General features: G+C 69.4%; 29 protein-coding genes and 1 tRNA gene. 14 read left to right on the forward strand and 16 right to left on the reverse strand.

Annotation, left to right across the window (positions count from 1 at the left end; all coding sequences use genetic code 11):
• Nucleotides 1-63: 63 nt before the first annotated feature.
• Nucleotides 64-615 (forward strand): HEAT repeat domain-containing protein, encoded by a 552-nt coding sequence (locus tag OIE13_RS28970; protein WP_326646548.1) that lies wholly within the window; start codon nucleotides 64-66, stop codon nucleotides 613-615.
• Here the strand turns inward: OIE13_RS28970 and OIE13_RS28975 are convergent.
• Complete coding sequence (locus OIE13_RS28975) at nucleotides 565-1,209, reverse strand: NUDIX hydrolase (protein WP_326646547.1); 645 nt, start codon at nucleotides 1,207-1,209, stop codon at nucleotides 565-567. The two genes, OIE13_RS28970 and OIE13_RS28975, sit on opposite strands and share 51 nt — an antisense overlap.
• A 118-nt stretch (nucleotides 1,210-1,327) precedes the next feature.
• On the reverse strand, nucleotides 1,328-2,047 hold the full coding sequence (nth, locus tag OIE13_RS28980; protein ID WP_326646546.1) for an endonuclease III: 720 nt from the start codon (nucleotides 2,045-2,047) through the stop codon (nucleotides 1,328-1,330).
• Nucleotides 2,048-2,092: 45 nt separating this feature from the next.
• On the opposite strand from nth, the gene OIE13_RS28985 reads away from it, so the two are divergent.
• On the forward strand, nucleotides 2,093-2,815 hold the full coding sequence (locus tag OIE13_RS28985) for a Crp/Fnr family transcriptional regulator (RefSeq protein WP_326828990.1): 723 nt from the start codon (nucleotides 2,093-2,095) through the stop codon (nucleotides 2,813-2,815).
• Between the two features lie 51 nt (nucleotides 2,816-2,866).
• Here the strand turns inward: OIE13_RS28985 and OIE13_RS28990 are convergent, their stop codons facing one another.
• The 4 genes from OIE13_RS28990 to OIE13_RS29005 all read right to left on the reverse strand — a co-directional run bounded on the left by OIE13_RS28990 (nucleotide 2,867) and on the right by OIE13_RS29005 (nucleotide 5,522).
• Nucleotides 2,867-3,655 (reverse strand): MBL fold metallo-hydrolase, encoded by a 789-nt coding sequence (locus OIE13_RS28990; protein WP_326646544.1) that lies wholly within the window; start codon nucleotides 3,653-3,655, stop codon nucleotides 2,867-2,869.
• Nucleotides 3,652-4,488 (reverse strand): NUDIX hydrolase, encoded by an 837-nt coding sequence (locus tag OIE13_RS28995; RefSeq protein ID WP_326828991.1) that lies wholly within the window; start codon nucleotides 4,486-4,488, stop codon nucleotides 3,652-3,654. Before OIE13_RS28995 ends, OIE13_RS28990 begins: the two co-directional genes overlap by 4 nt.
• Nucleotides 4,489-4,911: 423 nt before the next feature.
• Nucleotides 4,912-5,370, reverse strand: coding sequence for a RidA family protein (locus tag OIE13_RS29000; protein WP_326646542.1), 459 nt, complete (start codon nucleotides 5,368-5,370; stop codon nucleotides 4,912-4,914).
• Nucleotides 5,367-5,522 carry a DUF4177 domain-containing protein gene (locus tag OIE13_RS29005; protein WP_012887236.1) on the reverse strand — a complete coding sequence of 52 codons (156 nt, stop codon included), beginning with the start codon at nucleotides 5,520-5,522 and terminating at the stop codon, nucleotides 5,367-5,369. The genes OIE13_RS29000 and OIE13_RS29005 overlap by 4 nt, the downstream gene beginning before the upstream one ends.
• 432 nt (nucleotides 5,523-5,954) lie before the next feature.
• On the opposite strand from OIE13_RS29005, the gene OIE13_RS29010 reads away from it, so the two are divergent.
• Together OIE13_RS29010 and OIE13_RS29015 are read left to right on the forward strand one after the other, a co-directional pair.
• Nucleotides 5,955-6,959 carry an ArsA-related P-loop ATPase gene (locus OIE13_RS29010; protein ID WP_326646541.1) on the forward strand — a complete coding sequence of 335 codons (1,005 nt, stop codon included), beginning with the start codon at nucleotides 5,955-5,957 and terminating at the stop codon, nucleotides 6,957-6,959.
• Nucleotides 6,956-8,083: an ArsA family ATPase gene (locus tag OIE13_RS29015; RefSeq protein ID WP_326646540.1), complete on the forward strand. Its 1,128-nt coding sequence runs from the start codon at nucleotides 6,956-6,958 to the stop codon at nucleotides 8,081-8,083. The genes OIE13_RS29010 and OIE13_RS29015 overlap by 4 nt, the downstream gene beginning before the upstream one ends.
• Before the next feature lie 159 nt (nucleotides 8,084-8,242).
• On the opposite strand, the gene OIE13_RS29020 is transcribed toward OIE13_RS29015, so the two are convergent.
• Entirely contained in the window at nucleotides 8,243-8,539 is a 297-nt protein-coding gene (locus OIE13_RS29020) for a WhiB family transcriptional regulator (RefSeq protein ID WP_012887233.1), read from the reverse strand.
• A gap of 265 nt (nucleotides 8,540-8,804) precedes the next feature.
• Here OIE13_RS29020 and OIE13_RS29025 point away from each other — a divergent pair, with 265 nt between their 5' ends.
• Nucleotides 8,805-11,057, forward strand: a complete 2,253-nt coding sequence (locus tag OIE13_RS29025) for a transglycosylase domain-containing protein (RefSeq protein WP_326828992.1) — start codon at nucleotides 8,805-8,807, stop codon at nucleotides 11,055-11,057.
• A 190-nt stretch (nucleotides 11,058-11,247) separates the two neighbouring features.
• Here the strand turns inward: OIE13_RS29025 and OIE13_RS29030 are convergent, their stop codons facing one another.
• On the reverse strand, nucleotides 11,248-11,706 hold the full coding sequence (locus OIE13_RS29030) for a GatB/YqeY domain-containing protein (RefSeq protein WP_326646537.1): 459 nt from the start codon (nucleotides 11,704-11,706) through the stop codon (nucleotides 11,248-11,250).
• A gap of 80 nt (nucleotides 11,707-11,786) precedes the next feature.
• Here OIE13_RS29030 and OIE13_RS29035 point away from each other — a divergent pair, with 80 nt between their 5' ends.
• The gene (locus OIE13_RS29035; RefSeq protein WP_326646536.1) at nucleotides 11,787-12,710 is read left to right on the forward strand and encodes a metallophosphoesterase; all 924 of its coding nucleotides are present in this window, start codon (nucleotides 11,787-11,789) and stop codon (nucleotides 12,708-12,710) included.
• Nucleotides 12,711-12,745: 35 nt separating this feature from the next.
• Nucleotides 12,746-12,819, forward strand: a tRNA-Pro gene (locus OIE13_RS29040).
• 240 nt (nucleotides 12,820-13,059) lie between these two features.
• On the opposite strand, the gene OIE13_RS29045 is transcribed toward OIE13_RS29040, so the two are convergent.
• The 3 genes from OIE13_RS29045 to OIE13_RS29055 all read right to left on the reverse strand — a co-directional run bounded on the left by OIE13_RS29045 (nucleotide 13,060) and on the right by OIE13_RS29055 (nucleotide 14,605).
• Nucleotides 13,060-13,260, reverse strand: coding sequence for a DUF397 domain-containing protein (locus OIE13_RS29045; protein ID WP_326646535.1), 201 nt, complete (start codon nucleotides 13,258-13,260; stop codon nucleotides 13,060-13,062).
• A complete protein-coding gene (locus OIE13_RS29050; protein WP_326646534.1) occupies nucleotides 13,257-14,090 on the reverse strand; it encodes a helix-turn-helix domain-containing protein in 834 nt (277 codons plus the stop codon). Before OIE13_RS29050 ends, OIE13_RS29045 begins: the two co-directional genes overlap by 4 nt.
• A 386-nt stretch (nucleotides 14,091-14,476) precedes the next feature.
• Entirely contained in the window at nucleotides 14,477-14,605 is a 129-nt protein-coding gene (locus OIE13_RS29055; protein ID WP_326646533.1) for a hypothetical protein, read from the reverse strand.
• A 367-nt stretch (nucleotides 14,606-14,972) separates the two neighbouring features.
• Here OIE13_RS29055 and OIE13_RS29060 point away from each other — a divergent pair, with 367 nt between their 5' ends.
• The 6 genes from OIE13_RS29060 (at nucleotide 14,973) to OIE13_RS29085 (ending at nucleotide 20,149) form a co-directional block, all read left to right on the forward strand.
• The gene (locus OIE13_RS29060) at nucleotides 14,973-15,209 is read left to right on the forward strand and encodes a hypothetical protein (protein ID WP_326646532.1); all 237 of its coding nucleotides are present in this window, start codon (nucleotides 14,973-14,975) and stop codon (nucleotides 15,207-15,209) included.
• On the forward strand, nucleotides 15,206-15,526 hold the full coding sequence (locus OIE13_RS29065) for a hypothetical protein (RefSeq protein ID WP_326646531.1): 321 nt from the start codon (nucleotides 15,206-15,208) through the stop codon (nucleotides 15,524-15,526). Before OIE13_RS29060 ends, OIE13_RS29065 begins: the two co-directional genes overlap by 4 nt.
• Nucleotides 15,527-15,887: 361 nt before the next feature.
• Nucleotides 15,888-16,685, forward strand: a complete 798-nt coding sequence (gene modA / locus OIE13_RS29070) for a molybdate ABC transporter substrate-binding protein (RefSeq protein WP_326646530.1) — start codon at nucleotides 15,888-15,890, stop codon at nucleotides 16,683-16,685.
• Nucleotides 16,686-16,961: 276 nt separating this feature from the next.
• Nucleotides 16,962-17,432: a hypothetical protein gene (locus OIE13_RS29075; protein ID WP_326646529.1), complete on the forward strand. Its 471-nt coding sequence runs from the start codon at nucleotides 16,962-16,964 to the stop codon at nucleotides 17,430-17,432.
• Nucleotides 17,433-17,541: 109 nt separating this feature from the next.
• The gene (locus OIE13_RS29080; RefSeq protein WP_326828993.1) at nucleotides 17,542-18,825 is read left to right on the forward strand and encodes a PLP-dependent cysteine synthase family protein; all 1,284 of its coding nucleotides are present in this window, start codon (nucleotides 17,542-17,544) and stop codon (nucleotides 18,823-18,825) included.
• 49 nt (nucleotides 18,826-18,874) lie between these two features.
• Complete coding sequence (locus OIE13_RS29085; RefSeq protein ID WP_326646527.1) at nucleotides 18,875-20,149, forward strand: MFS transporter; 1,275 nt, start codon at nucleotides 18,875-18,877, stop codon at nucleotides 20,147-20,149.
• 48 nt (nucleotides 20,150-20,197) lie between these two features.
• On the opposite strand, the gene OIE13_RS29090 is transcribed toward OIE13_RS29085, so the two are convergent.
• The 4 genes from OIE13_RS29090 to OIE13_RS29105 form a co-directional block, all read right to left on the reverse strand.
• A complete protein-coding gene (locus OIE13_RS29090; RefSeq protein WP_326646526.1) occupies nucleotides 20,198-20,866 on the reverse strand; it encodes an isochorismatase family protein in 669 nt (222 codons plus the stop codon).
• A 42-nt stretch (nucleotides 20,867-20,908) separates the two neighbouring features.
• A complete protein-coding gene (gene dhbC / locus OIE13_RS29095) occupies nucleotides 20,909-22,057 on the reverse strand; it encodes an isochorismate synthase DhbC (RefSeq protein WP_326646525.1) in 1,149 nt (382 codons plus the stop codon).
• A 262-nt stretch (nucleotides 22,058-22,319) separates the two neighbouring features.
• Nucleotides 22,320-23,081: a 2,3-dihydro-2,3-dihydroxybenzoate dehydrogenase gene (locus tag OIE13_RS29100; protein WP_326646524.1), complete on the reverse strand. Its 762-nt coding sequence runs from the start codon at nucleotides 23,079-23,081 to the stop codon at nucleotides 22,320-22,322.
• A gap of 351 nt (nucleotides 23,082-23,432) precedes the next feature.
• Nucleotides 23,433-23,885, reverse strand: a complete 453-nt coding sequence (locus OIE13_RS29105) for a MarR family winged helix-turn-helix transcriptional regulator (protein ID WP_326828994.1) — start codon at nucleotides 23,883-23,885, stop codon at nucleotides 23,433-23,435.
• A gap of 57 nt (nucleotides 23,886-23,942) precedes the next feature.
• Here OIE13_RS29105 and OIE13_RS29110 point away from each other — a divergent pair, with 57 nt between their 5' ends.
• Entirely contained in the window at nucleotides 23,943-24,536 is a 594-nt protein-coding gene (locus OIE13_RS29110) for a class I SAM-dependent methyltransferase (protein ID WP_326828995.1), read from the forward strand.
• A 78-nt stretch (nucleotides 24,537-24,614) separates the two neighbouring features.
• On the opposite strand, the gene OIE13_RS29115 is transcribed toward OIE13_RS29110, so the two are convergent.
• The gene (locus OIE13_RS29115; RefSeq protein WP_326646519.1) at nucleotides 24,615-25,283 is read right to left on the reverse strand and encodes a response regulator; all 669 of its coding nucleotides are present in this window, start codon (nucleotides 25,281-25,283) and stop codon (nucleotides 24,615-24,617) included.
• Nucleotides 25,284-25,306 lie beyond the last annotated feature (23 nt).

Raw genomic sequence — 25,306 nt, forward strand, 5'->3', positions numbered from 1 at the left:
GTATCCAGCCCTTGCCCCGCGCGTGCACACCTTCTGCGAGGTCTCTGCGGTTATCGTGGCCGAATGGCGATGATCGGAGGAGCGGCGACCGTGGGGGCTCTCATCGAGACCGCGCTGCGGGAGCGAGATCAGGAGGGCGCGGCCCGCTGGCGCGTGATCACCCAGCTGCAGGAACGGGGCGATCTGGAGACCTTCACCGCGGCACGGAGACTCTGCTCGGGAAAGACCACGGCCGAGCGGATGCTCGGGGTCGACATCCTGGGGCGGCTCGGCTTCGTCGACCGGACCCTGCCGGTGCTTCGCGGCCTGTCGGTCCGTGAGGAAAACTGCCTGGTGCTCTACTCGGTACTGATCGCCTTCGGCCACCTCAGGGACCGCCGCGGGCTACCGTCGGTGATCGCCCTCTCCGAACACGCCGATCCCCGGATCAGGTACGGGGCCGCCTACGCGCTGCCGAACATCATGGGCAACCCACCCGACCCGACGGGCCTGGCAGCGCTGCGACGGCTGACCCTCGATCCCGACGGGGACGTGGCCGACTGGGCTCGACTGGGCCTGGCCCTGTCAACGGGACGCGAGGTTGAGGACGTCGGGCGGGATGTCCTCGATCCGTGAACGATCCCAGGGAAGCTCGAAACCCGAACGGCCGAGCACACCGTCGAGCACTCCCGCGGTGAACCCCCACACCAGCAGCCCGCGCACCCGGAAAGCCGGCCCCGAGTAACCACTCGGATGGCGCAGCCTGATCCGGTTGGCCGGGTCGACGAGCTCGCGGATCGGGACCCGCTCCACCGACTCCACCTCGTCCGGCGAGGCCGCGTGGACCACGCAGGGCGTGTGCCACCAGGCCAGCACCGGGGTCACCCGGTTGTCGCTGCGGCTCACGTACAGCTCGGGCATGGTCCCGATCACCTGGACGCCCGTCGGATCCAGACCGGTCTCCTCACCGGCCTCGCGCAGCGCGGCGGCGATCGGGCCGTCGTCCTCCGGGTCCACCCCGCCGCCCGGGAACGCGGGCTGCCCGGCGTGTGTGCGCCCGCGTGAGCTCCGCTGGATGAGCAGCACGTCCGGACCGAGCGGCCCCTCGCCGAAGAGCAGCAGCACCGCGGCCGGGCGCCCGCCGGCCGCCGGCGGACGCATCATCGAGGGCACCGGCGTTCCCGCGACCCGCTCCGCCAGCGTTTCCAACCATCCGGGAACCTCTTCCACGGGCACACCTCCGGTCCTCTGCAACACGGCGCCCCGCTCCGCGCTTCCCGGGCCCGGCGGGATGGTAGCGGATCCACCGGGACCGGGAAGCGGTCTTACCGCACCGATGAAGGAAAGATCACGAGAAGGGGCCGGGACGCACCAGCTTGGCGGCCTGGGCGGGGTCCGTGGGGCCGATGCCGTACGAGGGGCAGAGCTCGGCGAGCGGGCACACTCCGCAGGCCGGCGTGCGGGCATGACAGACGCGGCGGCCATGCCAGATCAAGCGGTGGGACATCATCGTCCAGTCGCGCTTCGGTATGAGCTCGGCGACGACCCGCTCGATCTTCACCGGGTCGGTCTCCGAGGTCCACCGGAAGCGGTGGGTGAGCCGCTGGAAGTGGGTGTCGACGGTGATTCCGGGCACCCCGAAGGCGTTGCCGAGCACCACATTGGCGGTCTTGCGGCCGACTCCCGGCAGGGTCACCAGATCCTTGAGCTTTCCCGGGACCTCGCCGCCGAAGCGCTCACACAGGGTCTGGGCCATGCCGATGATGCTGTTGCTCTTGGCCCGGAAGAACCCGGTGGGCCGGATGATCCCCTCCAGCTCGGCCCGGTCGGCACCGGCATAGTCTTCTGCTGTGGGATATTTCACAAAAAGGGTAGGAGTGACCGTATTGACCCTTTTATCCGTGCACTGTGCGGACAAGATCGTCGCAACCAGCAGCTCAAGAGGATTGCCGAAGTCAAGCTCGCAATGGGCGTCGGGATAGGCCTTCGCCAAGATCCGGTCCATTCGCCGAGCTCGACGTACCAGGGCAAGCTGGGATTCACCACCGGGGCTGACATTGCGGAGCACTCCGACAGCCTACGCTCAAGGCCCCCCGCAGAGCCGCTCGGTGGGATGGGTCACAATAACTGCGTGAGCCGTGAAACAGGAGGCACTGTGAACTCCGACGACGTGCTGGGCAAGGCCCCTCTGTTCGCCGCGCTCGACCGTGAGAGCGCCGCCGCGCTGCGCACGAGCATCTCCGAGGTACGTCTCGCCAAAGGGCAGACCCTTTTCAGCGAGAACGAGACCGGAGATCGCCTCTACGTGGTGCTCGAAGGCAAGATCAAGCTCTCCCGTACCGCACCCGACGGCCGGGAGAACCTGCTCAGCGTGCTCGGCCCGAGCGAGATGTTCGGCGAGCTTTCCCTGTTCGACCCCCGTCCCCGCACGGCGTCCGCCACAGCGCTGACCGACGTCCTGCTGGCCGGGCTCGGACACGACGACCTGCGCCCCTGGCTGACCGGCCGCCCCGAGGTCGCCCTTCACCTGCTGCGCGCCCTGGCCCAACGCCTCCGCCGTACGAACGACGTGCTGGCCGACCTGGTCTTCACAGACGTTCCCGGACGGGTGGCCAAGGCCCTGCTGGACCTGGCCGATCGTTTCGGCCAGCGGGTCGACGACGGCGTGCGGGTCCACCACGACCTCACCCAGGAGGAGCTGGCCCAGCTGGTCGGCGCCTCCCGCGAGACCGTGAACAAGGCGCTGGCCGACTTCGCCCAGCGCGGCTGGCTGCGCATCGAGGCCAAGGCCGTGGTCATCATGGACCTGGAGCGGCTGCACAACCGTTCGCGCTGACCGGTCGGGCCGCACGCGGCCCAGGCTCTGTCCCCCTTGAGGAACGGAACACTAGCCGTCCAGATAGGCGAGCTGCGCGCGGACCGACATCTCGGCGGCGAACCAGAGGGACCTGTCCACGTCCGCGTAGACGATCTCGACGATCTCGCGAGGCGTCGCCGCCCCCCGCTCCCTGGCCTCCCGGATCTGGTCCAACCGACGCCGCCGGTGCGCGATGTAGCCGTCGAGCGCGCCGATCGGATCGGGGAGCACCGGGCCGTGACCGGGCAGCAGCGCCTCGGCCCCGACCTGCTCGGCTCTCGCCCGGAGCAGGTCCAGGGAGCGCAGGTAGTCGGCCAGGTCGCCGTCCGGCGCGATCATGGTGGTGCCGCGGCCGAGCACGGTGTCGCCGGTGAGGATCGCCCTGTCCTGTGGCAACCAGAAGCAGAGCGAGTCGAACGAGTGGCCTGGCGTGCCCACCACGTGCAGCTCCAGGCCTCCTGCCGTGAGCACGTCGCCGTCGCCGAGCCCCTCCTCACCCAGCCGGTGCGCGGGATCCAGTGCCCTGACGGGCGCGCCGACCAGCCCCGCGAACCTCGCGGCACCACCGCTGTGGTCATGGTGCCCGTGGGTCAGCAGGATCGCGACGACCCGGCGGCCCTCCAGCCGGCCCGCGACCCGCGCGAGGTGCTCCTCGTCGTCGGGGCCGGGGTCGACGACCAGCACCTCCTCCCCGAAGCCGATCACCCACGTGTTGGTGCCGTCCAGGGTCATCTCCGAGGGGTTCGGGGCGAGAAGGTTGAGCGCGTGTTCCGTACCCGCCCCGTCCGGCCCCTCCAGGGGGATCCGCAGCCCGCTCACCGGGCACCGAACTCGTAGTCGTCGTCGAGCACGATGCGCATTTCCCCGTCCACCTCGGCGATCTTGGGCATGAAGGTCACGATCTCACGCTCGGCCGCGAGCGTCTCGGACACCTTCTCGTAGGCGCACAGCTCGGTGAGCGTGCGACAGGTCGGGGGCATCAGGAAGATCTGGCCCGCCCTCCCCTGGTCGAGCGCATCGGCGGGCCGGACCCAGACCACCTGGTCGGCCTCGCCGCCGACATCGCGGGTGAGCTGGCCCGGCGGGAGCGCCGCGACGAAGAAGCGGGTGTCGAAGCGCTTGTTCTCGACCTCGGGGGTGATCCAGTGGGCCCAGGGACGGAGCAGGTCGGAGCGGAGGACCAGGCCGCGCCTGCCGAGGAGGTCGGCGAAGGACAGGGTCCTGTCGATCAGGGCGAGCCGGTCGGCCTCCCAGTCGTCGCCGGTGGTGTCGGCCACGACGGACTCCGCGGACGGCCCGGCCAGCAGTACCCCCGACTCCTCGAACGTCTCCCGCACGGCGGCGCACACCAGGCCCCGCGCGGTCTGCTCGTCCGCGCGGAAGATCTCACCCCAGGCCGCGGGCGAAGGACCGGCCCAGGTGATTTCCTGGTCGGTGTCGCGCGGGTCGACCGACCCGCCGGGGAAGACGTAGGCCCCCGCGGCGAAGGCCATGCTCGCCTTGCGCCGGATCAGGTAGACCTCCACCTGGTCGGCGTCCTCGCGGAGGATGACCACGGTGGCGGCGTCTCGTGCGGGGACGGGCTCCGTCCGCCCGGCCAGAATGTCGCGCGCACGCTGACCGAACTCACCGGGAAGCGGGATACCGCCCATTTGAGACCCTCCGCCAGAACATCACTCGGTTTCCGGGTCCATCATGTGACACGGCACCGCCCCGGACAATCACGGGGTCCCCACCGGCGCCCACCTTCCCGAAGCACCGCCCCGGACGATCACGGGGTCCCCACCGGCGCCCACCTTCCCGAAGCACCGCCCCGGACGATCACGGGGTCCCCGCCGGCGCCCACCTTCCCGAAGCGCCGCCCGCCAGGGCAGTACGACTGGCATGGCCACCGGCGGGCCTCCACGCTCTCCACGGCACCTCCACCGCTCTCGGCGGCACCTCCACGGCCCTCCAGCGGCCCTCGGCGGCCCTTCATGGCCTCGGGCGGGTCTCGCCGACGGTCAGCCGCCGGCGAGCCTCCACGCCCGTCAGGGCCGCGCTGACGCCGGGGCGTCCACTGACCTCAGCGAACCTCAGCGAACCTCGGCGATCAGCTCGACCTCGACCGGCGCGTCCAGCGGGAGAACGGCGACACCGACCGCGCTCCTGGCATGCCTGCCCGCGTCACCGAGCACCGCGGTGAGCAGCTCGCTGGCGCCGTTGACGACCTGCGGCTGGCCGGTGAAGCCGGGGGCGCTGGCCACGAACCCGACCACCTTGACGATCCGCACGATGTTCGACAGTCCTCCGGCCGCCGACGCGACCGCGGCGAGAGCGTTGAGCGCGCAGACCCTCGCGAGCTCGTAGGCGTCCTCGACGTCCACCTCGGCGCCGACCTTCCCACTGGCCGTCAGCTTGCCGTCCACCATCGGAAGCTGCCCAGAGGTGTAGACGTGGTCACCTGAACGCACCGCCGGGACGTACGCCGCCAGCGGCGGCACCACTTCCGGCAGGGTCAGGCCCAGCTCCGCCAACCTCTCCTCGGCCGTCACTGCTTCGGCCGCTTCAGGTAGGCGACCAGCTGCTCGGGGTTGGGCCCCGGCACGACCTGGACGAGCTCCCAGCCGTCCTGGCCCCAGTTGTCGAGAATCTGCTTCGTCGCATGTACCAGCAACGGCACTGTCGAGTACTCCCATTTCGTCATGCGGGACACATTAGCGAGACCGCTCCCGCCAGGCGGCCCACTACCGGCCCACTACCGGCCCACTACCGGCCCGCGAGCGGCCGGTATGGCTCGGGCCCTCCCCGGTACCGCCGGAAGCGGACCGATGATCAGGGCTGTCCACTGTGAGAATCTACATATTTACTTTCCGCATCCGATCGATTAGCGAGGAGCCCGCACCCGGTTCCCCGGGCCGCGTGCCCGCCCCCCGGACGGGTACGGCTCCATGCCGTCCGGCCAGCACCGCCTTGCTGACCAGTGTGATCGGCGAAGGAAGCCCCCCGATCACCTTCGGCACAGGCGCCCGCGACCGGGCGTGCCCGTCTCACGCCCGCCAGGTGACGGCGCCGTCGCGAGATCCGCGGGGGAAGGCGCCGGAGAGTTGCCAAGTAACCGTTGGGTAGCCTTCGAAAGGTGAGAGCTCGCGACACCGATTGGGACGGCGTACGCCTTCACGTCGTCACCGGCAAGGGCGGCACCGGCAAGACGACGGTGGCCGCCGCACTCGCGCTCGCCCTCGCGGCGGGCGGCGGCAAGGTCCTGCTGGTCGAAGTCGAGGGCCGACAGGGAATCTCCCAGGTCTTCGACCTGCCGCCGCTGCCGTACGAGGAGCGCAAGATCGCCGTCGCGCCCGACGGCGGGGACGTCTACGCGCTGGCCATCGACCCCGAAGAGGCGATGCTGGAATATCTTGAGATGTTCTACGGCATGCGCAGAGCCGGCAGGGCACTCAGCAAGATCGGCATCGTCGACTTCGCCACCACCATCGCCCCCGGATTCCGCGACGTCCTGGTCACCGGCAAGACGAGCGAGGCCGTCCGGCGCAAGGGCAAGGACGGGAAGAGGATCTACGACGCGGTCGTGCTGGACGCACCGCCGACCGGCAGGATCGTGCGCTTCCTCAACGTCACCAACGAGGTCGCGGGGCTGGCCAGGATCGGCCCGATCAAGAACCATGCCGACCTGGTGAACGGCGTCGTGTCCTCTCCCGAGACCGCCGTGCACTTCGTCACGCTCCTGGAGGAGATGCCGGTCCAGGAGACCCTGGACGGCCTGAGCGAGCTCCGCGCCGCCGGGCTTCCACAGGGGGGCGTCTTCATCAACATGGTCCGCGAGTCGCTGCTGCCCGGCTCCGTCCTGGAGGCCGCCGCCGAGAACCGGTTCGACCCGGCGGAGCTGGCGCTCGGTCTCAAGGCCGCGGGGCTCACCGACGGCGGCTCCGCCGCGGTCACGATGGCCGAGGCGCTGACCGAGGAGATCGCCGAGCACGCCCGCCGCACCGAGCTTGAGCGGGACGAGAGGCTGACGCTGCAGGAGGCCGCACGCCCCAGCTACGAACTGCCGCTGCTGGCCGACGGAGTGGACCTGTCCGGGCTGTACGAGCTGGCGGAATCGATCCGCACCCAAGGAGCAGCGTGAAGACCCCTCCGGTCCTCGACCTTGACGCGATCGTCGACGACCCGCACACGCGGATCATCGTCTGCTGCGGTTCCGGCGGCGTCGGGAAGACCACCACCGCCGCGGCCCTGGGACTGCGCGCGGCCGAGCGCGGCCGCTCCGCCGTGGTGCTCACGGTCGACCCCGCGCGGCGGCTGGCCCAGTCGATGGGGCTCACCGAACTCGACAACACTCCCAGGCTCGTCGTGGGCGTCGAGGGCGAGGGCCGGCTGCACGCCATGATGCTCGACATGAAGCGGACCTTCGACGAGATCATCGAGGCGCACGCCGACCCCGAGCGAGCTCGCCAGATCCTGACGAACCCCTTCTACCAGTCCCTCTCGTCCAGCTTCGCCGGCACGCAGGAATACATGGCCATGGAGAAGCTGGGCCAGCTCCGGCGGTCGGACGACTGGGATCTGATCATCGTCGACACCCCTCCGTCCCGCTCCGCGCTCGACTTCCTGGACGCCCCCGAGCGGCTCGGCCGCTTCCTCGACGGCCGGCTCATCCGGCTGCTCATGGCCCCCGCCAAGGCCGGGGGACGGAGCGCGTTCAAACTGTTCAACGCGGGTTTCGGCATCGTCGCCGGAGCGCTGAACAAGCTGTTGGGCGCCCAGGTCCTCAAGGACCTGCAGACGTTCGTGTCCGCGCTGGACGCCGTCTTCGGCGGTTTCAGGGCACGGGCCGACCAGACCTACCGACTCCTGCAGGCCCCGGGAACGGCGTTCCTCGTCGTGGCCTCGCCCGAGCGCGACGCGATACGCGAGGCGTCCTACTTCGTGGAGAGGCTGGCCGAGGAGCGCATGCCCCTGGCGGGTCTCGTGGTCAACCGGGTGCACCGCTCGCCCGCGGGCGTGCTGTCCGGGGCGCGGAGCACCGCCGCCGCCGAAGACCTTGAGTCGCGCGGCGAGCACGAGCTCACCTCCGCCGTACTGCGGCTGCACGCGGACCGGATGCAGCTGGCCGCTCGCGAGCAACGCGAGCAGGAACACTTCATCTCCGCCCATCCCACGGTGCCCGTCGCACGGGTCCCCGCCATGCCGCAGGACGTGCACGACCTGGAAGGGCTGCGCGAGGTGGGCAACCTGCTGGCCGCCCAGTAACCGGTCCCCCTAGTAGCCGACAGGCGGACGCGGCCCGGTAACCGGCCCCCGGTAGCCGACAGGCGGACGCGGGAACGCGCGTGGCCGCGCGCGTTCACCCGCCCATGACATGCGTGTACGGCTGGCGCCCGGCGCCAGCCGTACGGGATCGGCGCGAACTCAGCCTGCGATCAGCTCATTCGTCCGCTCATATTCTTCTTTGGCCAACTCCAGCAGGTCCCGCCAGGAGTCGACATCCGGTCGCCGACGCAACAGCGCTCGGCGTTCGCGCTCGGTCATCCCGCCCCACACCCCGAACTCGATGCGATTGTCCAGCGCATCGGCGAGGCACTCGGTCCGGACCGGGCATCCTCGGCAGATCAGCTTTGCTCGGTTCTGGGCAGCACCCTGAACGAACAAAGCGTCAGGATCCGCACCCTTACAGGCCGCACGGGAGGTCCAATCCGTGATCCACATTCGACCCCACTCCCCTTAGGTGGTCAGTCGTGACTTGGGCCGACGGGCGCGGGCGTCGGGCCTCGGTATTCAATTGCTGCAGAAAGAGACCGTACGCAACCAGACGTTCGGGCCGACAGACCCCGGCGGGACCAAATTCTCACATGGTCATCCACGGCCATCTGGCCGGGAATGACTAGTCACCCGCCTGCGATACAGCACGAAGTCACGGCAAAACAGTGTTCCGTTACCGTTTGGGTTATCCGTCCGACGTACCCTGGGTCTCGTGCAAGCTCAAGGCAAAGATCAGGGGTCGGCGGTCGGCAATGTGCTAAAGCTGCTCGGCGCGGCGGCTGTCACAGGTGTGCTCGTCGCCGCAGTGGCGCTTCCGGCGGTGGGTGGCGCGGGGATGACGGTGAACGCGGCGACGAACGAGCTGCGTCTTCTCCCCGAGGAGCTCAAGGAACCTCCCCTGGCGGAGAAGACCACCCTGCTCGACGCGGACGGCAAGCAGTTCGCCCAGTTCTACTTCGAGAACCGCGAGTCGGTGAAGCTCGACCAGGTCGCCGACGTCATGAAGACGGCGATCGTGGCGATCGAGGACACCAGGTTCTACGAGCACGGGGCGCTCGACCTGGAAGGCACCTTCCGCGCGGCGGTGCGAAACGTCTCAGGCGGCGGGGTCGTCCAGGGTGGCTCCTCCATCACGCAGCAGTACGTCAAGCTCGTGCTGGTCAATGCCGCGGAGACCAAGAAGGAGCAGGATGCCGCGATCGCGCCGACGCTTCCCAGAAAGCTCAACGAGCTGCGCTACGCACTGGCCGTCGAGGAGAAGTACACCAAGTCGGAGATCCTTGAGCGCTACCTGAACATCTCCTACTACGGCGCGGGCGCCTACGGCATCCAGGCCGCGTCCAGGCGTTTCTTCAACAAGCCGGCCTCCAAGCTGACCCTGTGGGAGGCGGCCACCCTGGCCGGAGCCGTGCAGAACCCGAGCGTTACCGACCCGAGCGTCGGAAAGGCCGCCCGCGAACGGCTGCTGGAGCGGCGCAACATCGTGCTGAGCCGGATGGCCGAGCTCGGCAAGGTCACACCGCAGGAAGCGGAAGAGGCCAAGAAGAAGAAGCTCGGTTTCAAGAACATCTCGGCCCCCGGTGGCTGCGAGGTGAGCGACTACCCCTACTTCTGCCTCTACGTGCAGCAGGAGATCGCCTCCAACGAGGACTTCGGCAAGACCCGCAAGCAGCGGGAGAGACTGCTCCAGCGGGGCGGCCTGACGATCAGGACGACGCTCGACCCGCAGGCGCAGAAGGCCTCCGAGAAGGCGATCCGACAGGTCGTCCACACCAGCGACAAGCCCGTCGCCTCGCAGGCGATGGTCGTCCCCGGCACCGGCGCCATCAAGGCGATGGCCGCCAGCCGGAAGTTCGGCGGGAACAAGAAGAAGAACGAGATCAGCTACAACCTCGTCGGTGACAGGCAGCACGGTGGCGGAGCGGGCTTCCAGGCCGGCTCCACGTTCAAGCCCTTCACCCTGCTGACAGCCCTCGACAAGGGCATGAAGCTGAACGACGGTTTCAACACCGGCACCGGCTACCAGGCCCCCAGCCCCAGCGCGTTCCGCGACTGCAAGGGCAACGCGGTCGGCGAGCCCGGGCACACCGTCACCAACTCCAGCGAGGGCCCCGGCGGCTTCAACACCCTGACCACCGGCACCCTGGGCTCGGTGAACACCTTCTTCATGCGCCTGGAGCAGGAGGTCGGCCTCTGCGAGACGGTGAAGATGGCCAAGAACCTGGGCGTCCAGCGCGCCGACGGCAACCCGCTGAAGGAGTTCGAGACCTTCACGCTCGGCATCAACGAGATGGACCCGGTGACCGTCTCCGCCGCCTACGCGACGATCGCCGCCCGCGGCACCTACTGCAGGCCGATGGTGATCACCGAGAGCACCGACCGCGAGGGCAAGAAGACGTCGTACAAGCCCAAGTGCAAGCAGGTCCTGGACGAGGAGGTCGCCGACGCGGCCACCCACATCATGTCCGGGGTCTTCACCAAGGGCACGATGAGCCAGGTCGGCGGCATCGGCCGCGACGCGGCGGGCAAGACCGGCACCACCGACGCCTACACCGCCGCCTGGTTCGCCGGGTTCACCCCCGACCTCGCCTCCGCGGTGAGCGTCGGCGACCCGCGTGGTGCCTTCGGGCACGACCTGATCGGCGTGACCATCGGCGGGCGCTACTACAGCTACGTGTACGGCGCCTCGATCGCCGGCCCGATCTGGAAGAACTCCATGATCAACGCACTCAGGGGAGTCGAGGCGACCTCGTTCACCCCGGTGAACATGGGGCGCTTCGGCGGCTGTACCGGCAACCGGTGCGCGCCCAAGCCGCCGCCGAAGCCCGACCGGGGTGACGGCGGCGACCGGGGTGACGGCGGCGACCGGGGTGACGGCGGCGACCGGGGTGACGGCGGCGACCGGCGCGGCGGCGGCGACCGGGAGATCAACGACGGCACCACGATCCCTCCGGTCATCCCCTAGGCCCGTCTAGGCCCGTCCCTCAGGACACCGGAGCCCTCCTCACCGGACCCCCTTAAAGGTCCGGTGAGGAGGGCTCTCGCCTTAGAGGAGGCGGTATCGGGACCGCAGAGGAGGCATCGGGACCGCGCGGATGCGCGTTCCCTTCCCGAAACCCGTGCGTTCCGCAGTTCAGGCGCCCCATGGCCTCATGTCAGGAGGACGCGAGGCGCGCCCGTACGGCCTGTGCGACACGACCGCCCTCGGCGCGCCCGGCGACCTTCGGGTTCACGATCTTCATGACCTGGCCCATGGCCTGCGGCCCGGAGGCGCCGCTCTCGGCGACGGCCTCGTCCACGAGTGCGGCGAGCTCCTCGTCGGAGAGCTGTGCGGGCAGGTACGCCTCCAGCACGGCCTGCTCGTCGACCTCCGCCTGTGCCTGCTCCACCCGGCCGGCACCGCCGAACGCCTCGGCCGCCTCGCGGCGCTTCTTGGCCTCCTTGGCCAGCACCTTGACGATCTCGTCGTCGGTGAGCTCGCGCGCCGCCTTACCCGAGACCTCCTCGACGTTCACGGCCGCGAGGGCCATGCGAATCGTGCGGGTGCGGATCTCGTCCCTGCTCTTCATGGAGGCCGTGAGATCGGCCTTCAGCTTGTCTTTCAATGCGCTCATGCGGTCCATCTTGCCGCCTCACCAGCCCCGCTGTATCCCGAGTTTCCGTCCGGGGGGCCGATCTCGGGCATGATGAGAAGGTGAGGAAAGCAGCCGCGGTGCCCCTGTCCCTGTTCGGTGTCGGCCTGGCCGGCCTCGCATACGCCTCGGTCGTCGAGCGCAACGCGTTCCGGCTGCGCCGCTTCGACGTGCCCGTTCTGGAGCCGGGACAGCGTCCGGTGCGCATCCTGCACCTGTCCGACCTGCACCTCACCCCCGGCAGGCGGATGCTCATCGACTGGGTCCGCTCGCTGGGTGCCCTCAACCCCGACCTGGTGGTCAACACCGGCGACTCCATCGCACACCCCGACGCGATCACGCCCCTCATGCACGCCCTGGAGCCCCTGCTGTCACGTCCGGGGCTGTTCGTCTACGGTTCCAACGACATGTACGAGCCGAAGCCGAAGAACCCCCTGCGTTATCTCTGGCGCACCTCCAAGGCCGACTACGGCCAGAAGATTCCCACGCTTCCCTGGGAGGAGCTGGGCACCGCCATGGCCGCCGAGGGCTGGCTCGACATGAACAACACCACGGCCCGCGTCAAGGTCGGCGATCTTGATGTGGCGGTGGGCGGCATCCACGACTCCCACATCAACCTCGACCGCTACGACCTGATCGCCGGCCCCGCCCCGGCCGAGGCCGACCTGCGCCTGGGCGTGATGCACTCGCCGGAGCCCCGCAACATGACCCGCTTCGCCGCCGACGGCTACCAGCTGCTGCTCGCCGGTCACACCCACGGCGGCCAGCTCTGCGTCCCCTTCTACGGCGCCCTGATCACCAACTGCGGCATCGACCGGGCCCGCGTCAAGGGCATGAGCCGCCACGACTCCGCCTACCTCCATGTCTCCGCCGGCCTCGGCACCAGCCCCTACGCCCCGGCCCGCTTCGCCTGCTACCCCGAGGCCAGTCTGCTGACCCTGATGCCCCGCCGGCGCGGCGACGCAAGCACCCACGAAGTCCGCTAGACTTTCCCAAGCACGAGCAAGACCGGACGTGTGACCGGGGTGTGGCGCAGCTTGGTAGCGCGCTTCGTTCGGGACGAAGAGGCCGCAGGTTCAAATCCTGTCACCCCGACGTCGAGTAAAGTCCCGAGGTAGAGGGCCGTTCCTGAGAGATCAGGAACGGCCTCTCGCTTCCCCGAATTCTGTAACCGTGCGCCACAGGTGCGTCAAGATCACCAAAAGGGCGAATGTTGCCGCAGAAGTTGGGCCATCTTTCATGGTTCTGCGGCTCACGGTTGTGCCAGGGGCTTGTGTTGCCGCGCGACCGGATGGCTTTCCAGCCGGTTTCTATCGCACAGCGCCCGGCGTCCGGTCAGAATTCTCCGCTGCGGATGCTGGTCAGGAAGTTGCGCCAGGCCGCCGGGGAGAAGGCTAACGCCGGGCCGGATGGGTTCTTGCTGTCGCGTACGGCGATAAGGTCTGGCAGGTTCGTGGCTACCTCAATGCAGTCATTGTTGCCGCCGCTGAGGCTGGACTTGCGGAAATCAGCGGCAGACAGGTCAGGGGAGATCATGCCTTGCTCCTCATCGCAGCTATGCGTGTTGCGGATTCCTGGGGGGACAAGCACGCGCCGGCGAGGCGCTCGAACATGAGCATAAGCCTGCGGACCTGATCCGATGCTTCCACATAGACCTCACCGGCCGGACATTCGGCGTATCCGATGTCGGGGTCTTCGTCGCCGAAGCCGAGGACGGAGAAGGCTCCTTCCAGCCCGGTATGCGCACCGTTCGTGAGTGGCAGGACTTGGACGGTGACGTTCGGCCAGTCCATGATCCGAAGGAGGTCGCCAAGCTGGTCGGCCATGATCTCGGGCGTACCGATAGGCCGATTCAGGGTTCCCTCGTCCATGAGGACGTGCAGCGCCGATGTCTTTGATCCGAGGAGATTGATCTTTCGTGCCATGCGGGCGTCCACGCGGCGGTCCAGTTCGGTGCTGGTCAGGTCCGGCCAGGTAGCTCGGATGATCTCACGCGCGTAGTCCTCGCTCTGTAGTAGCCCTGGGATCAAGAGCGGCTCCCATTTGTGGATGACGGTTGCCTCTGCCTCGAACTCGATGTAGCTGCCTGTGAACACGTCCGAGTAGGCCGTCCACCAGCCGCGTCGGGTTACCTCCCGGGCGAGTTGCACCGCGGCTTCGGCGGTGGCCTGGTCCACGCAGTACAGGTGGCAGATGGCGGCCACGTCCTCGGTTGCCGGAGCGATCTTGCCGGTCTCGAAGCGGTTGAGCTTCGACCTGGACCAGCCAAGTTGTTCGGCGGCGGCCTCGGTTGTCAAGCCGGTGGTCGCACGCAGGGTGCGCAGCTCACGCGACAGACGACGCAGGCGGACCGTGGAGTACTTCATGCGGTCAGTGTGCCGCAGCTCAACCGGCTCCTCCTGCTCAACGCAACAAATATGTGCGATGGGATTGTCAGCCTGAGATTCTCACGTCATCATGAGGCTCGTCACACAGAGTAGGGAAGTTCGAGCAGTCGGTGACAGGCTTACGCCCGTACTGACGCAAGCAGCCTTGACGCAAATCGGGCTTGTCAACGGTGTGGGCCACCGTCAACAAGTCCTTGATCAGGAAGGCGCTCCTCACCCATGACCAGGCTTGGTGCCCCAGTCCTCGACTCGCAGATGGCAAGGGAACGCTGCGGTTGCTTCGCCGACGCTGTGCCGATGCCGATGGGGTGCGCTGTCTGCGGGCACGCGCCCTTCGCGCACGGCTGCCCAGACCGGCCCGCCGATCACGAGTACGCCCAGCCCTCCGGCGATCTGATGGCCACGCGCCTGGAGGCCCGCCGCACCGGGGACCGCTCCTTGCCCTGCTTCGAGTCACTCGCCTTCGCGGCCCCGGCCGAGGTGATTGCGTTCATACCTGCTCAGCGGTCTGCCGAGCAGGACCCGGCCAAGGTGATCCCGATACCACCTACCCCACGGCTTCCCGAACAGGCCCTGGCCGCCGAGCCCGCGATACCGGTACCGCCGCCCAGGCGGGCCCTCTGCCGTCTTCCCCCGATACTCCCGCCCAGATCCGCCCCGGCTCGGCACTGGACGTCGCCTCGCGCCCCGTCACAGGCGAACAACCGCCTGTTCCCCAACCGCGTAACGGTCACCTCGTCTCCGTACCGGCCACCCGGCCCGTGCGGCGCACCCCTCCGTGTCCTGCCCTGCCCCATGAAGCGGGCCCGTCCTCCGCTACCAACGTCCGGACGGGCCCTTGATCGGATGGAGGTCCAATCAGTGGACGATGTTAGATCCAGCACCCCCGAACCGGCCATCCCCGGCCGGCGGCTGATCCTCAGCGACGCCGGACGGCTGTGGGCCAGCCGGGAGCAGCCCTTCCCTCTGGCCGCGTTCCACGCCGGGGCCGAACGTACCGTCGACGCCGACACCCTGGAGGCCCTGCGCATCGAGACCGATCGGCAGGAGACCATCGCGCGGGAGGCGCAGGAGCAAGCCGGGCAGGTGATCTCATGATCCAGCGACGGCCCGCCCGTCCCCGGGGCCGCCACCGCGACGGCCAGGCCGCCCCTCCCGTGCCCTGCTACACCTGGGACCACGAAGCCCGCGCCGAGGCCGCCATGCTGGAGATCACCTGGCCGGGATGGGCCGTCCTGTACGGCACCGGCAGCCGCCTCTTCCACGCCATCGCCACCTGGCCCACCCCAGAACCCTTGCTCCTGTGCGACCGCACCATCGAGGGGCTCAAGGCGCAGATGCGCGAGGCCGAGATGACCGCGCTCCTGCACCGCTGGGCACTCACCTCCACCTCAGCCGACATCGGCCACTTCTGAGCAGGCACGGCGGCCCCATCCCTTCCCTGGTCCAGGCCGCCGTGCCGCCCACGACGTACCACGCGGACGCGAATAAAGGCGCCCGCGTGGTACGTGACGCCATACGGGACAAAGCGAAGCAGTGAACGCCCTGGCCGGGATCGTCGTGGACGTTGGGGTGGCCGGGGACGGGGTCGGGCCCACGAGAGACGGGTGGGCTGCGACCACACCTGCTCTACTTATCGCAGGTGCGATGATATAAGGGCAGCTTCTTTGCCAATTGCCATGGGTATCGCCTCTTGAGACCTGAATATGCGAAGGTATCGTGATTGTCGGTGACGACGTTCTGGGTCGGCACGGTGAAGTCAGTAAGGAGCCCTCGTTGTTCAGGCGTCTTTCCCGGTGGGCCACGATCCCCATCGCCCTCACATTGGCCGCCGGCCTGTCCGGCTGCGGTTCCAGCGATCCAGCCACCTCCGCCTCCTCCGGCGGGCCGTCCGGGGGCGGGGCCACGACGCTGACCGTGTTCGCCGCCGCCTCGCTGACCGGCACGTTCACCGAGCTGGGCAAGACCTTCGAGGCAGCGCACCCGGGCACGACCGTGCGGTTCAACTTCGGTTCCAGCGCCACGCTGGCCCAGCAGATCGTCGAGGGCGCCCCGGCCGACGTCTTCGCTTCCGCCAGCCCGGCCACGATGAAGACCGTCGCCGACGCCTCCCTGGCCGCGGCCCCGGCCACGTTCGTGCGCAACACCCTGCAGATCGCCGTCCCCGCCGACAACCTGGCCAAGGTCGACGACCTGGGCGACCTGACCGATCCGAAGGTCAAGGTCGCCCTCTGCGCCGAGCAGGTGCCGTGCGGCGCGGCAGCGGTCAAGGCACTGGACGCGGCCGGATTGAAGGTCACGCCGGTCACCTTGGAACAGGACGTCAAGGCCACGCTGGCCAAGGTCTCGCTCGGCGAGGTCGACGCCGCCCTGGTCTACAAGACGGACGTGATCGCCTCCGACGGCAAGGTCCAGGGCATCGACTTCCCCGAGGCGGAGAAGGCGATCAACGACTACCCGATCGCGACCCTGTCCAAGGCGCCCGCCCCCGAGGCGGCCAAGCAGTTCGTCGATCTGGTGCTGTCCCAGCAGGGCAAGGACGTGCTGACCAAGGCCGGCTTCCAAGCCCCCTGACCCGCTACCGCATCACCCGCGAACGGGTGCACCATCCCTGCCGCACCGAGCCGTTCATCGCCCTGAACTGGGCCGATCCACCCGAACCGGCCGACCTGCCCTGCCCTGCCCTGCCCCTGTGGCCTCAGGCACTGGACACACCGCTCCGCAGGCGCGCCTCCGGCCAATGCCGGTACGGCCTCCCGCACTTATTAGGAGCCTTTAAAGGCATAAAGTAACCCCCCGCAGTCAATCGACTGCAAGCGGTAATGTACGTTTGTGGTCATGATCGCATCGATGCGGCGAGTCGCACAGCGCGGAGGCGCAGCCTTCGCGCTAGGGCTTGCCGTGCTCGGTGCCGTCGTGTTGATGCATCTGGCGTTGTGCGTGGTGGCCCCCGCCCACTCGGGCCATCATCGGGCCCCCGGCCCCTGGCTGCCGGCCACGGCGAACGCCGACGTGAGCGCCGCCGGAGATGCCGACGCCCCCACCGGGCGTCTCACCCTGATCGGCGCGGGGACTCCGGCGGAACACCTGCCGTGCCCGGTACCGCCCGTCGACGAGGATCACCACCTGTGCGGTGCGGCTGCCGGAGCGCAGATCACCGGCGTGCGCGCCTTGGTGCCTGCCGGCCCGATCACCGGTGACCCTGTGGTGGCCGAGGAGGCCGTGACGCCTCCACCGCCACCCGCGCGGCGTCGCGCGCGACCGGTCCGTCCGCCGCCCGGGGTCGCGTTACTTCTCCTCAAATCCGTTTCCCGGATATAGCCCGCCCCTCGGGCCGCCAACGACTCCACGCTCCTGCTGAGCGGTATGAGCCGTCGTTCGCGCGCGCCCGTCAGCGAGCCAATCACATCGCATCCAGGGGAAACGGATCATGACATATACACTTAGTTCACCGCAGATCACTGCGAGTTCGCCACAGATCGCCACCACCTCGCTCAGCCAGCTGATCACCGGAGCCACCTGCCACGCCCCCGAGCACGTGGTCGGCAACACCCCGGTGCTCTGGATTCCGGAGATCGCCTCGGGGCAGGGGCGCGGGTTCTGGGCGAAGCTGGAGGGCAGCAACCCCGGAGGGATCAAGGACCGCTCCGCCCTCTACATCGTCGAGCGGGCACGCGAGCGCGGCCTGCTGCGACCCGGGGCCCCCATCGTGGAGTCCACCAGCGGGACCTTCGGCCTGGGCCTGGCACTGGCCGGCATCGTCGGTGGCCACCCGGTGACGCTGGTGACCGACCCGGGCATGGAACCGCTGATGCGCCGGCTGCTGTCCGCCTACGGAGCGCGCGTCGTCGTCGTCGGCGAACCGCACCCGGTGGGCGGCTGGCAGCAGGCACGCCGCCAGCGCGTGCGGGAACTGCTCGGCGAGCATCCGGACGCCTACTGCCCGGACCAGTACAACAACCCCGACAACGTCGCCGCCTACACGGGACTGGCCACGGAACTGGCCGGTCAGCTCGGGCGGATCGACGTCCTGGTGTGCAGCGTGGGCACCGGCGGTCACAGCGCCGGAGTCTCCCGCGCGCTACGGCGCTTCTATCCCGACCTCCGGCTCGTCGGCGTCGACACGATCGGCTCGACCATCTTCGGCCAGCCCGCGCGCGCCCGGCTCATGCGCGGCCTGGGCAGCAGCATCTACCCGCGCAACGTGGCGTACGAGGCATTCGACGAGGTCCACTGGGTCGCACCCGCCGAAGCGGTCTGGGCCTGCCGGCGCCTGGCCGCACTGCGGTACGCCACCGGCGGATGGAGCGTCGGCGCGGTGGCCCTGGTGGCATCGTGGCTGGCCCGTACGCTGCCCGGTCACGCCCGGATAGCGGCGGTCTTCCCCGACGGTCCGCACCGCTACTTCGACACCGTGTTCAACGACGACTACTGCGCCGAATGGGGCCTGCTCGGCGCACCGGCGGCGACCGACCCCGACGAGATCGCCCATCCCACCGAACGCGAGCTGACGCGCTGGACCCGGTGTACGACCGTGCTCGACCCCACCACCGGCGCCCTGGCGAAGTGCGACGGGGAGACACCCACGGCCGTTCCGGGAGGCGGTGTGGAAGCGATTCCCGAGGGTGATGTCCGCGTCGAGAACACCGCCGCCGAGAGGACACCCTCCAAAACCGAGAGGGCGCCCTCCGAAGACGGAGGGGTCCGACGGTGAGAAGCACCCTGGCCCTGGCCCGCTCATCCGAAGACGGAGGGGTCCGACGGTGAGAAGCACCCTGGCCCTGGCCCGCTCCTTCGACCGGCCGGTGAAACTACTCCTGGTCAACCAGCTCACCATCAACACCGGCTTCTACATGCTGATGCCCTACCTGGCCGGTCATCTGTCGGGAGCGTTGGCGCTGCCGGCGGCACTGGTCGGCCTGATCCTTGGCATCCGCAACCTCAGCCAGCAGGGCATGTTCCTGATCGGCGGCACCCTCGCCGACCGGCTCGGCCACAAACCCATGATCATCGCGGGCTGTGGGCTGCGCACCCTCGCGTTCCTGATGCTGGCCGTGGCCGACTCGCTGCCCATGCTGGTGACCGCCTCGGCCCTGACCGGGTTCGCCGGCGCGCTGTTCAACCCCGCCGTACGGGCCTACCTCGCCCAGGAGGCCGGAGCGCGGAAGGTCGAGGCGTTCGCCGCGTTCAACGCCTTCTACCAGCTCGGCATCCTGATCGGGCCGCTCGTCGGCCTGCTGCTCAACGCGGTGGCCTTCAGGCTCGTCTGCCTGGTCGCGGGCGTGATGTTCGCCGTGCTGACCATTGCCCAGCTGCGGGCCCTGCCGAAAGGGGAGCGCCCGCGGACCGAGGACAGCCGGGGCGTGCTGCTCGACTGGCGTGAGGTGATCGGCAATCGCCCCTTCCTGCTGTTCTCCCTGGCCATGATCGGCTCGTACGTGCTGAACTTCCAGGTCTATCTGGGCCTGCCGCTGGAAATCCGCCGGATGACGAGTGGTGAGCTGGGGGTCACCCTCGTCTTCGTGGTCTCCGCGGTGATGACCATCGCCGGTCAGGCCCGCCTGACCGCGTGGGCGACCCGGCGGTGGCGACCGCCGCAGGCCATCGCCAGGGGCCTGGTCCTGATGGGGTTCGCCTTCACCCCCCTGGCCCTGGCCGCCCCCTGGGCGGGCAACGCCGGCCACTCCGGCGGCGTCGCCGGAGTGCTCGTGCTGCTCCCCGTCCTGGGGACGGCGGTGCTGCTCAGCCTGGCTACTATGATCATCTATCCGTTCGAGATGGCGACCATCGCCACTTTCGGCGGCCGGCACATGGTGGGTACCTACTACGGGCTTTACAGCACCCTGGCCGGGATCGGCATCGCCGCGGGCAACCTGCTCACCGGGTGGGCGCTGGATCTGGGCGCGCGGACGGGTCTGCCGAGCCTGCCGTGGCTGGCCCTGGCGCTGATCGGCCTTGGCTGCGCCGCGGCCGTCGCCGCCCTGGATCGATCGGGACGCCTGGCGACCTCACCGCAGACCGCTCCGGCGCCGGCGTGACGCGCCTCGGAGACGGCGCGGCCTCGCGAAGCGGGTTCCGGCGGTCGGCTACCCACCGCCGACCATCTCGGCGGCCTGCCGCGCGGGATCCCACCCGCGCAGCAGGCCGCGGGTGACGGCCGTGACCGCGCAGCGCTGGGCGGCGTAGGCGAGGGCCATGGTGTGGTGTTCCCAGGAGAAGTCGGCGACGGCGTCGGCCACCAGGAACGGCTGCAGGTCCTGCATGAAGGCGTCGCAGGCGGTCATGAGGCAGCCGATGTGGGCGTAGACACCGCAGACGATGATCTGGTCACGGCCCATGGCGTCCATCCGGGCGCGCAGGTCGGTCCTGCAGAAGGCGCTGTAGCGCCACTTGGTGAGCAGGATGTCGGCCGCCGCGGGAAGGAGGCTCGCGACGATCTCACTCTCCTGCGAACCGGGGATGCCCGAGCCCCAGAAGTCCTGGAGCAGGCCGCGCTGATGGCTGCTCTGGCCGCCGGGCTGCATCGAGTAGACGACCGGGACCCCCAGCCCGGCGCAGGCCTCGCGCAACAGGCCGATGTTGTCGATGAGCCCGGTCAGCGGTGAGGCACCGGCGGCGAAGGGTGCGAGGAAGTAGTTCTGCATGTCATGGACCAGCAGGATGGCTCGGCGCGGATCAGGGCGCCAGGCCACCCGGTTCTCAGGAAGATCGCCTTCTCCCGGCAGCGGGTAGGAGGCGATCTGGGGAAGGGCCACGGGCACTGTCTCCTTTCCTACGACGGTGGGCCAGACGGTGGGTCAGCGGTCCTGGTCCAGGCCGACGGCGCGGAGCATGGTCTGGAACTTGGCGGTGGTCTCGGCGAGCTCGGTCTCCGGCACCGAACCGGCGACGATTCCCGCACCGGCGAACAGCCTCAGGGTCTGGTCGGCGACCTCGGCACAGCGGATGGTCACGACCCATTCGCCGTCGCCCGTCGCGTCACCCCACCCGACCAGGCCGGCGTACAGGCCGCGGTCGAACGGCTCGATCTCCTCGATGGCCTGGCGCGCGGCGCTCGCGGGGGTGCCGCAGACGGCGGGGGTGGGGTGCAGCATCATGGCCAGCTCCAGCGACGTGACCGCCGGGTCGTCGAGCACGCCGGTGATCCGGGTCGACAGATGCCACATGGAGGCGGTGGACAGCGGTGAGGGCCCGGCAGGTACCGAGAGTTCCCGGCAGTACGGGCGCAGGGCCTCCACGATGCTCTCGATCACCAGGGCGTGCTCGCGGAGATCCTTGTCGGAGGTGAGCAGGGCGCGGGCCCGTTCACGGTCGATGACAGGGTCCGGGTGACGGGGTACGGACCCGGCCAGCGGGTTCGTGGTGATCTGGCGGCCGGAACGGGAGACGAGCAGCTCGGGGCTGGCCCCCAGCAGCGTGCGGGTGGTGGCGGTGCTCGACGGCAGGTCGACCGCGTAACCGTAGGCCTGCGGGTCACGCCGGACGAGGTTGCGCAGCACACGCCCGACGTCGACGGGGGCGCCCAGGGTGACGTCCAGGGCGCGGGCCAGCACGATCTTCTTGAGCTCTCCGGCGGTCAGCTTGGCCAGCGCCTTCTCCACACCGCGCATGTAGTCGCCGGGGTCGGGAACCGGGCCGAATCCGGTGAACGTGCCCGTGACCTGCTCGGGGCCGGCGGGTGGACCGGCCGGTGGGCTCGTCCAGCAGACGGCGGCGGGCACCAGCAGGCGGGTGGGCCGGTCGTCGCGGAAGGGGATCGCGCCCACCACCACGGGGTTGGGGTGGCCTGACCTCTGGGCGTCCCGCAGGGCGGAGGCGACGCGATCTCGCAGGCTCGTCGCCCTCGAATCCGGGACCTCCTGGCACACCCCCCTGGCGAGCAGGGTCCGGGTCGGTGAGGTGAAGAAGAAGGTGCCGGGTTCGTAGTCCTCCAGAAGGTCCGGCATTCGGGGCATGGTGAGGGCGTCGTTCGGCGACATGGTGGAAAGCTCTCCTGTCGGGAGGGGTCCGGGAATGGGAGGGGATCGCGCTGGAAGGAGACCGCGTTGGGAGGGAATCGCGCTGGAAGAGGGCCGGGCTGAGAGGGGATCGCGACGGAAGGGGACCGCGCTGGAAGGAGGCCGGGCTGAGAGGGGATCGCGACGGAAGGGGACCGCGCTGGAAGGAGGCCGGGCTGAGAGGGGATCGCGACGGAAGGGGACCGCGCCGCTACCGGAGCGTGGCGCCCCCGTCGACGTACAGGTCCTGCATGGTTATGTGCCTGGCGTGGTCGGAGGCCAGGAAGAGGACGGCGTTCGCGATGTCCTCGGGGTCGGCCAGCCGGCCGAGGGGGATGCCCACCCGGAAGGTGGCCGACGATCCGTCGATGGCCGTCCGCGCGTCGTGGTCTCCGGTCCACAGGGCGCGCTGCATGGGAGTGTCGGTGGAACCGGGCGACACCACGTTGCAACGGATGCCGTACGGCGCCAGCTCCAGGCCGAGGCACTTGGTGAACTGCGCGGCCGCCGCCTTGGAGGCCGCGTAGGCCGACATGTTCATCCGCGGCACGCCCGCGGCGTTGGAACCGACGGTGACGATCGCCCCGGACCTGCGAGGGATCATCCGGCGGGCGACCGCGCGGGACAGGTGGAAGACCCCGCCGGTGTTGACGGCGAAGGTCCGGGCCCAGTCGTCGTCGCTGATGGCGACTGCCGACCCCGAGCAGAGCACTCCGGCCACGTTGACGAGCAGCTCGATCGGGCCGAGATCGGCCTCGACCCTCGCGACGACGTCGTCGACGGCGGCGCTGTCGGCGACCTGGCAGGGGTAGGCGACAGCGGTGCCGAGCCCGGCGGCGACCTGCTCGACCCGCTCGACGTTCACGTCGAGCGCGGCGACACGTGTGCCCGCCACCGTCAGGGCTCGCGCCACCGCCTCGCCGATGCCCTGTGCCGCACCGGTGACCACGGCCACCCCGCCTTCCGCCAGCATGTCCCCACCTCCGTCAGTCTCTCGCCGGTAGGCAGGCTAGTGCCATTACTTTAAGTTGCGCAGCAAAAACTTATAGTTACTTTTCACAGATCAGGAGGACATCACGGAGGTTGGTACGAACACTCCTGCCCGCTGGACGCGGCGATCAGTAGGAGCACGGCGGGCCGGCCGGCCGACAAGGTGGCCTGTGGCGCGGTCGGCAGGCTCGCGCAGAAGTCGCCGCGCATCGTGCATCCGCGGCCGGCCTCCGGGCGCGGATGCACGATGCGCGCCCGGAGGCCGGCCGCAGCCGTGCCGGGTCATCGCCGCCCCGGCGATCCTTCCGACCCGGCTCGTGATCAAGGAGTCCGGCTAGCCCCCGCCCTTGAGAGCACGGGCCAGGCCGGCCAGCCCGAGAATGAGACCCGCACGCTCGTCGGCGGTGAGGCTCGCGAACAGCTCGGCGTGCTTGGTGCGCAGGTCGGCGCCGACCTGCTCGACGACGGCCCATCCGTCAGGGGTGAGGCGGAGGCGGTAGAAGCGACGGTTGGCCGGGTCGCGCTCCCGCGACAACCACCCCCGCCGCTCCATGCCTGCGGCCAGACGGCTCACGGTGCTCTTCTCCAGGCTCAGGCGAGTGGCCAGCTCCCCCTGGGAGAGCGTCCCGCCCTCGGCGAGCTCGCCGAGGGCGAACACCTCCGACAGGGAGACACGCAGGCCGCCGTAGTCATGCGGTTCGAGCAGGCCCCCCGCCCTGACCAGCAGCTTCAGCAGGTGGCGCAGCTCGTCGTCGGGGAACGCCCCTTCATGAGTTGTACTGTACAACTATCTGTCCTATGCTCGACGGCACACAGTTGTGCTTTGCAACTATAGGAGAGTGCCATGCGTGCCATCCATCGTGCCCGTGCGAGCCTGTTCGGCCTCTTCCACCACGACGGCCTCTACGACCGGTTCATCAGCCGGGGATTCCGTTCCCTCTACGCCAAGGTCACGACCGACGTCGTGTCGGCGACGCCCGCCGGGGGAACCAGGGTGCTCGACGTGGGCACCGGCCCTGGGCGGGTCCCCCTCGCGATCGCCCGGGCCCTGCCGGGGCTGCGGGTCGAGGGCCTCGATCTGTCCGCTGAGATGATCGACCGCGCCCGGCGGAACGCGGCGGAGGCCGGCCTAACCGGCCGGGTCGACTTCACCGTGGGCGATGTCGCCGACCTCCCCTACCCCGACGGTGACTTCGACCTGATCGTCTCCAGCATGAGCCAGCACCACTGGCCGGACGTCGCCACGGGGCTGCGCGAGCTGCGCCGGGTTCTCCGCCCCGGCGGCCGTATCTGGATCTACGACTTCCGGTTCGCGCTGCGCCGGGCCGAGACCGCCGCCCGTGCCGCGTTCCCCGGACATCACGTCCACGTGGAGACCGTCCGCACCAGTCGCCTGCCGATCGGATTCGTCGGCCGGGTCGTGGTCGAAACCTCCTGACACCTCTCCGTATCCACCTCGGCCCCTAGCGGTCCCCGGCCGATCTACGGGGGTGTCCGCAGGTTGAGACCGGACCGGTCAGGGCAGGAAACGGTAGCCCATGCCGGGTTCGGTGAGCAGATGGACCGGGTGTGCGGGGTCGCGCTCCAGTTTCTTGCGTATCTGGGCCATGTACTGGCGCAGGTAGTTGGTCTCCTTGTGGTACGAGGCGCCCCAGACGTCGTTCAGCAGGCGGCGCTGGGTGATGAGCTTGCCGGGGTTGCGGACCAGTATCTCCAGCAGGCGCCACTCGGTGGGGGTCAGCCGCACGCCACCCGAGACGGTCTTGCCCGCCAGGTCCACCTCGTGCTCGCCGATCACCAACCGGGCCTGCTCCTCCTCGGGGACCGAGGTGCGTCGCGACACCGCGCGGATCCGGGCGAGCAACTCGTCGACGCCGAACGGCTTGATGATGTAGTCGTCCGCGCCCGCGTCCAGGGCCTCCACCTTGTCGTGGCCCTCGACCCGGCCGGACAGCACGATGATCGGGATGGTGCTCCAGCCGCGCAACCCGTGGATGACGTCCACCCCGTCCATGTCGGGTAGGCCGAGATCGAGCACGACCAGGTCGGGGTGCCAATCCGCGGCCTGGCGCAGGGCGGCGGCGCCGTCGGAGGCCACGGCCACCTCGTACCGGCGGGCGACCAGGTTGATCCGCAGCGCCCGCAGGAGCTGGGGCTCGTCGTCGACGACGAGGATGCGCGTCACGGGCCCTCCAGGGGCGCGGTCGC

Origin of the sequence: Streptosporangium sp. NBC_01810 (assembly GCF_035917355.1) — a bacterium.
Classification (GTDB): Bacteria; Actinomycetota; Actinomycetes; order Streptosporangiales; family Streptosporangiaceae; genus Streptosporangium.